This is a genomic window from Polaribacter tangerinus (assembly GCF_038024095.1).
Classification (GTDB): domain Bacteria; phylum Bacteroidota; class Bacteroidia; order Flavobacteriales; family Flavobacteriaceae; genus Polaribacter; species Polaribacter tangerinus.
Genome location: NZ_CP150668.1, coordinates 1,206,937 through 1,220,705, shown reverse-complemented (window position 1 = coordinate 1,220,705; position 13,769 = coordinate 1,206,937). Strand labels below are relative to the sequence as shown.

The 13,769-nt window shown below is 33.6% G+C and carries 9 protein-coding genes; all 9 read left to right on the top strand.

The genetic code is table 11. The features are described from left to right. The first annotated feature begins 67 nt into the window (after window positions 1-67). The 9 genes from ilvD (at window position 68) to infB (ending at window position 13,703) form a co-directional block, all read left to right on the top strand. Window positions 68-1,744: a dihydroxy-acid dehydratase gene (gene ilvD, locus WHD54_RS05370; protein WP_088324007.1), complete on the top strand. Its 1,677-nt coding sequence runs from the start codon at window positions 68-70 to the stop codon at window positions 1,742-1,744. Window positions 1,745-1,862: 118 nt separating this feature from the next. Next, window positions 1,863-3,596: a biosynthetic-type acetolactate synthase large subunit gene (ilvB, locus tag WHD54_RS05365; protein ID WP_088324008.1), complete on the top strand. Its 1,734-nt coding sequence runs from the start codon at window positions 1,863-1,865 to the stop codon at window positions 3,594-3,596. A 99-nt stretch (window positions 3,597-3,695) separates the two neighbouring features. After that, window positions 3,696-4,226 carry an acetolactate synthase small subunit gene (ilvN, locus tag WHD54_RS05360; RefSeq protein ID WP_088324009.1) on the top strand — a complete coding sequence of 177 codons (531 nt, stop codon included), beginning with the start codon at window positions 3,696-3,698 and terminating at the stop codon, window positions 4,224-4,226. A gap of 10 nt (window positions 4,227-4,236) precedes the next feature. After that, entirely contained in the window at window positions 4,237-5,715 is a 1,479-nt protein-coding gene (gene ilvC / locus WHD54_RS05355) for a ketol-acid reductoisomerase (RefSeq protein WP_088324010.1), read from the top strand. 69 nt (window positions 5,716-5,784) lie between these two features. Continuing rightward, window positions 5,785-7,047, top strand: coding sequence for a threonine ammonia-lyase IlvA (gene ilvA / locus WHD54_RS05350; protein ID WP_088324011.1), 1,263 nt, complete (start codon window positions 5,785-5,787; stop codon window positions 7,045-7,047). Between the two features lie 191 nt (window positions 7,048-7,238). Next, the gene (locus WHD54_RS05345) at window positions 7,239-8,831 is read left to right on the top strand and encodes an NADP-dependent glyceraldehyde-3-phosphate dehydrogenase (RefSeq protein ID WP_088324012.1); all 1,593 of its coding nucleotides are present in this window, start codon (window positions 7,239-7,241) and stop codon (window positions 8,829-8,831) included. A 216-nt stretch (window positions 8,832-9,047) separates the two neighbouring features. Further along, window positions 9,048-9,509 (top strand): ribosome assembly cofactor RimP, encoded by a 462-nt coding sequence (gene rimP / locus WHD54_RS05340; protein ID WP_088324013.1) that lies wholly within the window; start codon window positions 9,048-9,050, stop codon window positions 9,507-9,509. 11 nt (window positions 9,510-9,520) lie between these two features. Beyond that, a complete protein-coding gene (gene nusA, locus WHD54_RS05335; RefSeq protein WP_088324014.1) occupies window positions 9,521-10,777 on the top strand; it encodes a transcription termination factor NusA in 1,257 nt (418 codons plus the stop codon). 79 nt (window positions 10,778-10,856) lie between these two features. Beyond that, window positions 10,857-13,703 (top strand): translation initiation factor IF-2, encoded by a 2,847-nt coding sequence (infB, locus tag WHD54_RS05330; RefSeq protein WP_088324015.1) that lies wholly within the window; start codon window positions 10,857-10,859, stop codon window positions 13,701-13,703. Window positions 13,704-13,769: the final 66 nt, after the last annotated feature.

Genomic DNA, 13,769 nt, shown 5'->3' with positions numbered 1-13,769 from the left:
ATTGCGAAATATGTAATAAAAAAAGTGAAATAGTATAATTTAGTCATTAAATTGAAGTAATAAGTAAATGGAATTAAATAAGCATAGTAAAAGATTAACACAAGACGAGTCTCAGCCAGCCTCACAAGCAATGTTGTATGCTGTTGGTTTAACAGATGAAGATATGAGCAAGGCCCAAATAGGAATTGCTAGTACTGGGTACGATGGAAATCCTTGTAATATGCATTTAAATCGTTTAAAAGACGAGGTTAAAGTAGAATGTAATATTGCAGGAATGGTAGGTTTGGGTTTTAATACTATTGGAGTTTCCGATGGTATTTCTATGGGAACTTCTGGAATGAATTATTCGTTGGTTTCTAGAGATATTATTGCAGATTCTATTGAAACTGTTGTAAATGCTCAAAGTTATGATGGTGTAGTAGCAATTGTTGGTTGCGATAAAAATATGCCAGGTGCGGTAATTGCTATGTTACGTTTAAATAGACCTTCTATTATGATGTATGGTGGCTCGATAGCTTCTGGAAATTATAAGGGGAGAAAATTAAATATTGTATCTGCTTTTGAAGCCCTTGGGCAGAAAGTTGCAGGTGAAATAGATGAACAAGAATATAAAGAAATTATAAAAAGAGCCATACCTGGCGCAGGTGCTTGTGGTGGTATGTATACTGCAAATACTATGGCTTCAGCAATTGAATGTATGGGATTTGCACTCCCTTTTAACTCCTCAATTCCTGCTGAAAATCCTAATAAATTATCAGAATCTGAGAGAACAGCAAGAGCTTTAAAAAATTTATTAGAGTTAGATTTAAAACCGTTAGATATTATTTCTAAAAAATCGTTAGAAAATGCTGTTGCTTTGGTTAATGCTTTGGGTGGTTCTACCAATGCAGTTTTACACTTTTTGGCAATAGCACATGCAGCAGGCATCGACTTTACTTTAGAAGATTTTCAGAGAGTTTCAGACAGAACTCCGTTAATTGCAGATTTAAAACCTTCTGGAAAATATTTAATGGAAGATGTTCATAGTGTTGGTGGTACGCCAGCCATCATGAAGTATTTATTAGAAAATGGGTTTTTACATGGCGATTGTCTTACTGTAACCGGAAAAACATTGGCAGAGAATTTAGCCGATGTAGAAGCAATGGAGTTTGAAAAACAAGATGTGATTTTCCCTAAAAGCAAAGCGCTAAAATCATCTGGAAATATTCAAATTATTTACGGAAACTTAGCAACGGAAGGAGCTGTAGCAAAAATTTCGGGAAATGAAGGCTTGTTATTCGAAGGAAAAGCAGTGGTTTATGATGGTGAACAAGCTGCTAATAACGGAATTTCTAATGGAGAGGTTTCTAAAGGAGATGTTGTTGTTATAAGATATGTAGGGCCGAAAGGAGGTCCAGGAATGCCAGAAATGTTAAAGCCTACTTCTTTAATTATGGGAGCAGGGCTTGGTAAATCTGTAGCATTAATTACTGATGGTCGTTTTTCTGGTGGAACACACGGTTTTGTAGTAGGTCATATTACACCAGAGGCGCAATCTGGAGGCGCAATTGCTTTGTTGCAAACAGGAGATAAAATAAGAATTAGCGCCATAGATAACTCTATAAATGTTTTAATTTCTGATGAAGAATTGGCAGCAAGACGCGCTAATTGGGTTGCACCAACTTTAAAGCACAAAAAAGGAATTTTATATAAATATTCGAAAATTGTAGCATCAGCATCTAAAGGGTGTGTTACAGATGCGTAATGTTTTCAGTTTAAAATAAATATCAAGTAAAAAATCACCAAAACAGTAGAAAGGAAATAAGCAGTTTTTAGAAATGATCTATAATTCCCTTTTTTCTTCTTTATCAAATAAATAACATATGGCAACAGAAACCATAAAAAGTAAACAAACTACACCAAAAATTACAGAAAGAATTTCTGGTAGTGAGGCAATTGTTAGATCATTAATTGCAGAAGATGTTAACATTATTTACGGATATCCTGGTGGTGCTATCATGCCAGTTTATGATGAGTTGTATAAATATCAAGATAAAATACACCATGTGTTAACACGTCATGAGCAAGGGGCAACTCATGCTGCACAGGGTTTTGCTAGAATTTCAGGAAAAGTAGGTGTAGCAATTGCTACTTCAGGACCAGGAGCTACAAACTTAATAACTGGTATTGCAGATGCACAAATAGATTCTACACCAATGGTATGCATTACTGGGCAAGTTCCTTCACATTTGTTGGGTAGCGATGCTTTTCAAGAGACAGATATTGTGGGTATTTCTACACCTGTTACTAAATGGAACTGTCAAGTAACAAAAGCGGCAGATATTCCTGCTGCTCTAGCAAAAGCTTTTTATATAGCAAGAAGTGGAAGACCAGGGCCAGTATTAGTAGATATTACAAAAGATGCTCAATTTGAAGAGTTTGATTTTTCTTACGAAAAATGTTTAAAAGTTAGAAGCTATGTACCAGTTCCAAAAACTGTTGAAGGTAGCCTAGAAGCAGCAGCAACATTAATTAACAGTGCTAAAAAACCCTTTATTGTTTGGGGGCAAGGAGTAATTTTAAGTGAAGCAGAAGAACAGTTTAAAGCTTTAGTAGAAAAGGCAGGTATCCCTGCAGCATGGACCATTTTAGGCGCGTCTGCACTACCAACTTCTCACCCTTTAAATGTAGGTATGTTAGGAATGCATGGAAATTATGCACCTAATAAACTTACGAATGAGTGTGATGTTTTAATTGCAATAGGAATGCGTTTCGATGATAGGGTTACTGGAGATTTAAGTAAGTATGCAAAACAAGCAAAAGTAATTCATTTTGAGATTGATCCGGCAGAGATAAACAAAAATGTAAAAGCAGACATTGCGGTTTTAGGAGATGCTAAAGACACCTTGTCTCTAATTTTACCACTCATACAAAAAAACGCTCACACTGAATGGCATCAGAAGTTTAAAGATTTATATGCTATCGAATACGAAAAAGTAATTAAAAACGACTTACATCCCACAAAACAAGGATTAACAATGGGAGAAGTTATAAATGAAATAAATGTTCAAAGTAAAGGAGAAGCAGCCATTGTTACAGATGTAGGGCAGCATCAAATGATTGCATGTAGATACGCCGATTTTAATAAAACAAAAAGTAACATTACTTCAGGTGGTTTAGGAACTATGGGTTTTGGGTTGCCAGCAGCCATTGGTGCTAAAATGGCAGCGCCAGAAAGAGAAGTAGTTTCTATTTCTGGTGATGGAGGCTATCAAATGACAATTCAAGAATTAGGAACCATTTTTCAGCAAAAAGCAGCAGTAAAAATTGTGGTTTTAAATAATGAATTTTTAGGAATGGTAAGACAATGGCAACAATTGTTTTTTGATAAAAGATATGCTTCCACAGAAATGACCAATCCTAATTTTGTAGCTATTGCAGAAGGGTATTATTTAAAAGCTAGAAAAGTAACTAAAAGAGAAGAATTGGCAGCTGCCGTAAAAGAAATGATGGAAAGTAAAGAAGCTTATTTTTTAGAGGTTTGTGTAGAAAAGGAAGACAATGTTTTTCCAATGGTTCCATCAGGAGCAAGTGTTTCTGAAGTTAGATTGGCCTAAGAATTATATCAGTAGATGAAAAAAAATGAAAGTAAAGTAACGATTGGTATTCTTTACAAAAGAGCTACCATCATTTATGGCTTTTAAAAATTATAATAAATGAATACAGAAAAGCAATTATTTACCGTGTCTGTGTACACCGAAAATAATATTGGATTATTAAATAGAGTGTCTGCAATTTTTCAAAGAAGAGGCATTAACATAGAAAGTTTAAATATTTCATCTTCAGAAATAGAGGGGGTTTCTAGATTTACTATTGTTGTAAATGTAGAGGAAGAAAATATTAAAAAAATTATTGGTCAGATAGAAAAACAAGTAGAAGTTATAAAGGCGTATTATCATGACGATGATGAAACAATTTATCAAATTTCTGGGTTGTTTAAAATTAAGTCAGATTTATTATTTGAAGAACGCCAAATTCAAAATATTATTAAAGAGAGTAGTGCAAGAATAGTTACTGTAAATAAAGAATTTTTTGTACTTGAGAAATCTGGTAAAAAAGAAGAAATAGATTTATTACACAGAGAACTAAAACCTTTTGGTATTATGCAATACACCCGTTCGGGAAGAATTGCAGTAACCAAAGACGAAATGAAAATTTCAACATTATTAGAAACATACAACAACTAAAATAAATACAATGTCAAATTATTTTAACACATTAACATTAAGGGAAAAATTAGAGCAATTAGGAAAATGCCGTTTTATGGATTCTTCAGAGTTTGAAGAAGGAGTAAACGCATTAAAAGGAAAGAAAATTGTTATTGTGGGCTGTGGAGCACAAGGATTAAACCAGGGTTTAAATATGAGAGACTCTGGGTTAGATATTTCTTATGCTTTAAGACAAGAAGCAATAGATCAACAAAGACAATCTTATTTAAACGCTACTTCAAATAATTTTAAAGTAGGTGCTTATGAAGAGCTATTGCCAACAGCAGATTTGGTAATTAATTTAACACCAGATAAGCAGCATACAAGCGTAGTAAATGCTGTAATGCCTCTAATGAAAAAAGGGGCTACATTGTCTTATTCACATGGTTTTAATATTGTTGAAGAGGGAATGAAAATTCGAAAGGATTTAACTGTAATTATGGTTGCTCCAAAATGCCCAGGTACAGAGGTTCGAGAGGAGTATAAAAGAGGTTTTGGGGTGCCTACTCTTATTGCTGTGCATCCAGAAAACGATCCAGAAAATAAAGGATGGGAGCAAGCAAAGGCTTATGCAGCAGGAACAGGTGGTCACAGAGCCGGAGTTTTAGCGTCTTCTTTTGTAGCAGAAGTAAAGTCAGATTTAATGGGAGAGCAAACTATTTTATGTGGTTTGTTGCAAACCGGGGCCATTTTATCTTTTGATAAAATGGTAGCAGAGGGAATAGATGCTGGCTATGCTGCAAAATTAATTCAGTATGGTTGGGAAACCGTTACAGAGGCTCTAAAACATGGCGGAATTACCAATATGATGGATCGACTTTCTAATCCGTCAAAAATAGAGGCTTTCAGAATTTCTGAGGAGTTAAAAGAGATTATGCGTCCGTTGTTTCAAAAACATATGGATGATATTATGACAGGTCATTTCTCGAAAACAATGATGGAAGATTGGGCAAATGACGATGTAAATTTACTAAAATGGAGAGCCGAAACAGGAGAAACTGCCTTCGAGAAACAACAAATTACACAAAAAGAAATTTCAGAACAAGAATATTTCGACCATGGTACATTGCTAGTTGCTTTTGTTAGGGCTGGTGTAGAACTGGCTTTCGAAGCAATGACAGAGTCGGGTATAATAGACGCATCTGCATATTATGAGTCTTTGCATGAAACGCCGTTAATTGCCAATACTATAGCAAGAAAAAAACTATTTGAAATGAACCGTGTAATTTCAGATACTGCAGAATATGGATGTTATTTGTTTGACCACGCTTGTAAACCATTATTAGCAGACTTTATGAAATCGGTTTCTACAAATGTTATCGGTAAAAAATTCTCAGATTCTAATGAAGTTGATAATCAGGAGTTGATTAGAATTAATAATATTATTAGAAATCACCCAGTAGAAAAAGTAGGTGCAAAACTAAGGGCATCTATGACTGCAATGAAAGTGATAAAATCTGAGGCGTAAAAATAGAGTTTAATACATTTTTTTAACCCTTCAGTACAAAAAACTGAAGGGTTTTTTATAGGTTTACATATGCAAAATAATCAACTATATTACCCAACATTACAAGACATAAAAGTTGCTGCAAAAAATTTAGAAACGGTTGCTTACAAAACACCATTGCAACAAAATAAAACTCTATCTAAGCAGTTTAGTGCAAATGTTTTTTTTAAAAGAGAAGACTTGCAAGTAGTGAGATCTTATAAAATTAGAGGTGCTTACAATAAAATGTCTTCCTTAACCATAGATGAGAAACAAAGAGGTATTGTTTGTGCGTCTGCAGGAAATCATGCACAAGGAGTTGCGTTGTCTTGCAGATTATTAAAAATTAAAGGAACTATTTTTATGCCTTCTCCTACACCAAATCAGAAAATAAGTCAGGTTAAAATGTTTGGAGAAAATTATATTGATGTTGTTATTGAAGGCGATACTTTTGACGATGCCTCTAATGCGGCAAAATTAGAATGTGACCAAAAAAACAAGACCTTTATTCATCCATTCGACGATGAGAAAGTTATAGAAGGACAAGCAACGGTAGGACTAGAAATTTTAGATCAATCTAAAAAAGACATTGACTATGTATTTGTTGCAATTGGTGGAGGTGGTTTATCTGCAGGATTATCGAGTGTTTTTAAATATTTATCTCCAAAAACCAAAATTATAGGAGTTGAACCACTCGGTGCGCCGTCTATGCAGAAATCTATTAAATTTAAAAAAAATACCGCTTTAAAGACCATTGATTCTTTTGTAGATGGTGCTGCTGTTAAAAGAGTTGGAGATTTAAACTTTGCTATTTGTCAACAAAATTTAACACAAGTAATTACAGTTCCAGAAGGCAAGGTTTGCCAAACTATTTTAGACCTGTACAATAAAGATGCTATTGTAGTTGAACCCGCAGGTGCGCTAAGTATTGCTGCGCTAGATTATTTTAAAGAAGATGTAATTGGTAAAAATATTGTATGCATTGTTAGTGGTAGTAATAATGATATTACAAGAACAGCAGAAATTAAAGAACGAGCATTGCTATTTGCGAATCTAAAGCATTATTTTATTGTAAAGTTTCCTCAAAGAGCCGGAGCTTTAAAAGAATTTGTTGCAAATATTTTAGGTCCGAATGACGATATTACTCACTTTGAATACACTAAAAAAACCAATAGAGAAAATGGTGCCGCTGTAGTTGGGTTAGAGTTAAAAAATTCTGAAGACCTACAACCTCTAATTTCACGAATGAAAGCGCGTAATTTTTTTGGTGAATATTTAAACGATAAACCAGATTTGTTTCAGTTTTTGGTATAAAGTTAAAGTAGTTAAGTTGGTTTAAAAATGAAGTTGCAATAAGAAATTTACTTTTTTATGTATTCTTTTTTTTGATAGTAAGACAACTTTATTTTAACAATTTTCACCTTTACTTGTAAGTGAAATTTTAATTAATTTTGACAAAAATTACATTGCTTTTAAATCCAATTAAAATCTAACAATTTAGTAAGATGAATACCACTTTTAAAGAAGTGCCCAAAAAGTACCAGATAACCTCTTTAATCCATCAGAACACTTATTTGGTGAACGGTCAATTAAAAGAGTGGAAAGGAGATGTAAGCTCGGTGTATTCTTCTATCTCATCCACAAAAAAATACCAACCTACATTGTTAGGAACTATTCCTAATTTAACTGCTTTTGAAGGTTTAGAAGCTTTAAAATCAGCTGAAAAAAGTTATGATAGCGGTCGCGGTTTGTGGCCAACAATACCATTAGAAGATAGAATTTTAGCTCTAGAAAAATTTGTTTCTTTGGTTAAAATAAAGAGAGCAGAAGTTGTAAAGTTACTGATGTGGGAAGTAGGAAAAACTCTACAAGAGTCTGAAAAAGAATTCGATAGAACAATTGCGTATGTGTACGACACCATCGAATCTTGTAAACAATTAAATAAAGAGGTATCAAATTTTAAAAAAGAAGAGGGCATATACGCCCATATAAAAAGAGGTCCTTTGGGAGTTGTGCTGTGCTTAGGACCATATAATTTTCCGCTAAATGAAACATTTGCCCTATTAATACCTGCATTAATTATGGGAAATACCGTTGTTTTTAAACCAGCAAAACATGGTGTTCTGTTATTTACGCCTTTGTTAGAAGCTTTTCAGAAAAGTTTTCCAGCAGGAGTTGTAAATATTATTTATGGGAGCGGAAAAACCTTAGTAACTCCTATTATGAAAACGGGTTTGGTAACAGTTTTGGCGTTTATAGGCAACAGTAAATCGGCAAATGCAATATCGGCAAATCATCCTTACAAAAATCGGTTGCGATTAGTGCTTGGTTTGGAGGCAAAAAATCCGGCAATTATTTTGCCAGAGGCAGACATCGGGTTAGCTGTTAAAGAGTGTGTATCTGGAGCACTGTCTTTTAACGGTCAGCGTTGTACTGCTTTAAAAGTTATTTATGTTCATGAATCTATCATCCATCAATTTAACAAGCTTTTTTCTGAAAAAGTAGCTAAATTAAGGTTTGGAAATCCTTGGGAAAGTAATGTGTCTCTAACACCACTACCAGAGCCTAATAAACCCATTTATATTAAAGAACTTATAGATGATGCCATAATAAAAGGAGCTAAAATTATCAATAAAAAAGGAGGTATTATTTCTGAAAATTACATTACTCCTGCAGTATTATATCCTGTTTCTAAAGATGCTAGGGTTTTTAAGGAAGAGCAATTTGGTCCTGTAGTCCCAATTTTATCATTTAAAGATTCTCAAGAACCATTAAACGATATGGCTGCATCAAACTATGGGCAACAGGTAAGTATTTTTGGTAGTGATGTAAGCACATTGGCTCCTTTAGTAGATAGTTTGGTAAATTTAGTATGCAGGGTAAATATAAATAGTGCTGCCCAACGTGGTCCTGACTTTTTTCCGTTTACAGGTAGAAAAGATTCTGCAGTTGCAACTTTAAGTGTAACTGAGGCTTTACGTTCTTTTTCTATTACCACCCTTGTAGCAACCAAAGAAACAGCTCATAATTATACTATTTTACAAGAACTGGCAACTTCGAAAGCATCAAATTTTATGAGTACAGATTTTACTTTATAGCGAACTATTTTGAGTCTTATTACCTCGAAAAATCACTTTTAAAAATCATTTTTACAGATGAAAAAGGGTAGTTTTTATAATTTTGAAAAAATATTGATTTACAGTAGGTTTGGTAAATCATAAACAATTTGTATATTTGCATCGAAATTTATAGTAAATGAAGAAAGAAGGGGACTTAAAAGTCCCCTCTTTTTATACTTTATTTTAAAAGTTTATATGAATCACACAACGGTAAAATCTTTAGTAGAAGAAGCTTTAGCAGAGAATGAGTCGCTGTTTCTAATAGATTTTTCTGTCTCTACAAATGAGAAAATTCAAGTTGTTGTAGACGGAGATCAAGGCGTTCCGTTGAACGAGTGTATACGCATAAGTAAGCATGTTAATGGTAATATAGACAGAGAAACGTATGATTTTTCTCTTGAGGTTACCACCCCAGATATTTCGCATCCATTAAAAGTAAAGCGTCAATATCGAAAAAATTTAAATAGAATACTAAAAGTGACCACTGCAGAAGATGAGTTTGAAGGTACTTTAACATCTGCAGATGATCATGAAATTATTTTACAATGGAAAGCGCGAGAGCCAAAGCCTATTGGAAAAGGAAAAGTTACTGTAGAAAAAACAGCAACAATAGCATATAATAATATTAAAGAAGCAAAAGTTAAAATTGTATTTTAAGCAAAAATGTAATGGAAAATATAGCATTAATTGATTCGTTTTCAGAATTTAAAGATAATAAAAGTATAGACAGAGTAACATTAATGTCTATTTTAGAAGAGGTTTTTAGAGCTGCATTGAAGCGTAAGTTTGGTTCAGATGATAATTTTGATATTATTATAAATCCGGATAAAGGAGATTTAGAAATTTGGAGAAATAGAGTGGTAGTAGCAGATGGGTTTTCTGAAGATGATAATGAAGAGATTGAACTTTCTGAAGCAAGGTTAATTGAGCCAGATTTTGAAATTGGAGAAGATGTATCTGAAGAGGTGAAGTTAATTGATTTAGGAAGAAGAGCAATTTTAGCACTGCGTCAAAATCTAATTTCTAAAATATATGAGCACGATAGCACAAATATATTTAAGCAATTTAAAGAATTAGAAGGCGAGTTGTATAGTGCAGAGGTTCACCATATTCGACATAATGCTATAATTTTATTAGATGATGAAGGTAATGAAATTGTACTGCCAAAAAGTGAACAAATAAAATCAGACTTTTTTAGAAAAGGAGACAATGTAAGAGGAGTAATTAAAACAGTAGAGTTAAGAGGAAACAAGCCTGCTATTATTCTTTCTAGAACAGCACCTGCATTTTTAAATAAGTTATTTGAGCAAGAAATTCCTGAAGTATTCGATGGTTTAATCACTGTAGAAGGAGTTGCCAGAATTCCGGGAGAAAAAGCAAAAGTAGCTGTAGATTCTTATGATGATAGAATTGATCCTGTAGGAGCTTGTGTTGGTGTAAAAGGATCTAGAATTCACGGAATTGTACGTGAGTTAGGAAACGAAAATATAGATGTAATTAATTACACAAAAAACGAGCAACTATTTATAGCTAGAGCATTAAGTCCTGCCAAAGTAACTTCAATGGAAATTGAAATGTATGAAGAGGAGAAAAATGGTAAAAAAGGACGTGTAAATGTTCTTTTAAGACCAGAAGAAGTTTCTAAAGCTATTGGTAGAGGTGGTGTAAATATCCGTTTGGCAAGTGAGTTAACCGGTTACGAAATAGATGTTAAAAGAGAAGGTTTAGAGGAAGAAGACGTAGAGTTAACAGAATTTAGTGACGAGATAGAAGCTTGGATAATAAAAGAATTTAAAAACATTGGTTTAGATACCGCTAGAAGTGTCTTAGAAAGCAGTGTAGAAGAATTGGTAAAAAGAACCGATTTAGAAGAAGAAACTATTTTAGATGTTCATAGAATATTGAAAGAAGAATTCGAAGAATAGGCTATTGAAAATAGTTTGTAATGAAAGAGTAACCGTAAAAATGTATATTTTTACAAAATTAAAGGCTAAAAAATAATATATGTCTGAAGGCAAAACAACGAGACTTAACAAGGTTTTAAGAGAATTAAACATCTCTCTAGATAGAGCGGTAGAATATTTAGCGGATAAAGGTCACGAAATAGAATCGAGACCAACCACTAAAATATCTGGTGAAGTCTATCAAGTACTGCTAGATGGTTTCCAAACAGATGCAAGCAAAAAAGCAGCATCTAAGGAAGTTGGAGAAGAAAAGCGAAAAGAAAAAGAAGCTATTCGAGCAGAACTAGAAGCAAAACAAGAACAGAAAAGAGCAGAAGATGCCAAAAAAGAAGAAGTTCTTAAAGCTAAAGCAGAGAAATTATCTTTTAAAACTGTAGGAAAGATTGATATTGATAATGCCGGAAAGCCTACTTCAAAAAAGGAAGATGCTGTTCAGGAAGTTGCTTCAGAAAAAAAAGAAGAGGAAGTTGTTAAAGAGCCAAAAGTAGAAAAGCCAACTACAGATGCAGTGGTAAAAGACACTACGGAAAATAAAACTGAAGAAAACACTGTAAAAGAAGTTGTGCCTCCAGTTAGCAAGTCTGTTTCTCAGGTAGAAAAAGAAGCTTCTAAAACAGCTAAGAAAGTAGAGGTAAAAAAAGAAACTCCAGTACAAGAAAAATCAACGGAAGAAGTAACTGCAGAAAATGCAGAAGCAATCAAAACACAATATAAAAAACTAGACGGTCCGAACTTTACAGGTAAGAAAATTGATTTAAAACAATTTGAAAAGCCAAAAAAGAAAAAACCAGAGGTTAAAAAAGATGCAGCTTCAGATCCGAAGAAGAAACGTAAGCGTATTTCTAAACCTACTAGTAATTCTGTTGGTGTAGGAAGACCAATACCAGGTGGTGGAAGAGGACAAGGAAGTAGAGGTCCAGGAAACAGAGGAGGTTTTAAATCTAGAGGAGGTCAAAGACCGTCTACAGTAAAGAAAGAGGAACCTACAGAAGCTGATATTCAGAAGCAAGTAAGAGAAACCTTAGAAAAACTTCAAGGAAAATCATCGAAAGGTAAAGGAGCTAAGTATAGAAGAAACAAGAGAGATGCCAGAAGAGAGCAATCTGAGGCAGAACAAGAAGCACAAGCATTAGATAACAAAATTCTAAAAGTAACAGAATTTGTTACAGTAAGTGAGGTAGCTACAATGATGGATGTTCCAGTAACAGATATTATTTCTTCATGTATGATGTTAGGAATGATGGTTACAATGAACCAGCGTTTAGATGCTGAAACATTAGTAATAGTTGCAGAAGAATTTAATTATCAAGTAGAGTTTATTGGTGCAGAAGTAGAAGAATCTATTGAAGAAGTTGTAGATAAGCCAGAAGACTTAATAACACGTGCACCAATTATTACAGTAATGGGACATGTAGATCATGGTAAAACTTCATTACTGGATTATATAAGAAAAGCAAATGTTATAGAAGGAGAAAGTGGTGGAATTACCCAGCACATCGGAGCTTATGCTGTAAATGTAGGAGATCAAAAAATAGCATTCTTAGATACTCCAGGTCACGAAGCATTTACTGCCATGAGAGCTCGTGGTGCCCAAGTTACAGATTTAGTAATTATTGTAGTTGCTGCAGATGATGATGTTATGCCGCAAACTAAAGAAGCTATATCTCACGCACAAGCAGCAGGAGTACCAATTATTTTTGCCATTAATAAAATTGACAAGCCAAATGCCAATCCAGATAATGTAAAAACCCAATTATCTTCAATGAATTTACTAATTGAAGAATGGGGAGGTACTATTCAGTCTCAAGATATTTCTGCCAAAACAGGAGAAGGGATTCCAGAGTTATTGGAAAAAGTATTGTTAGAAGCTGAGATTTTAGAACTGAAATCAAATCCGAATAAAAATGCAGTAGGAGCAGTTGTAGAAGCTTTATTAGATAAAGGAAGAGGTTATGTTTCTACCATTTTAGTACAAGCAGGAACATTAAAAATTGGAGATTATTTATTGGCCGGAAAACATAGCGGTAAAGTAAGAGCAATGTTCGATGATAAAGGAAATAATCTTAAAGAAGCAGGTCCTTCTACACCAGTATCCATTTTAGGTTTAGATGGCGCACCTCAGGCAGGAGATAAATTTAATGTTTTTGATGATGAAAGAGAGGCAAAACAAATAGCCTCTAAACGATCTCAACTACAAAGAGAACAATCTGTTAGAACTCAAAAAACCTTAACTTTAGATGAAATTGGAAGAAGAATTGCGTTAGGAGACTTTAAAGAGCTTAATATCATTCTAAAAGGAGATGTAGATGGTTCTGTAGAAGCCTTGACAGATTCGTTCCAAAAATTATCAACAGAAGAAATTCAAGTAAATATTTTACATAAAGGAGTTGGTGCCATTACAGAGAGTGATGTTTTATTAGCCACTGCTTCAGATGCAATTATTGTTGGATTTAATGTAAGACCTCAAGGAAATGCCAGAATGGTTGCAGATAGAGAAGAAGTAGATATTAGAACATATTCTATTATTTATGACGCTATTAACGATCTTAAAGATGCAATGGAAGGTTTATTATCTCCAGAGATGAAGGAAGAAATTACGGGTAACGTAGAAATTAGAGAAGTCTATAAAATTTCTAAAGTTGGTAATATTGCCGGATGTATGGTAATGTCTGGTAAAATATTTAGAGATTCTCAAGTTAGAATAATTAGGGATGGAATTGTGGTTCATGATGGATTGTTAACTTCGTTAAAACGTTTTAAAGACGATGTAAAAGAAGTTGCAAAAGGATATGATTGTGGTTTACAAATAAAAAATTACAATGATATTGCTGAAGGAGATATAATAGAAGCATACAAAGAAGTAGCCGTAAAAAAGAGATTGAAATAAGCTATTTTAAGTTGATAAAAAAAAGCCGAAATTAGAAATAATTTCGGCTTTTCATTTGAATAAACT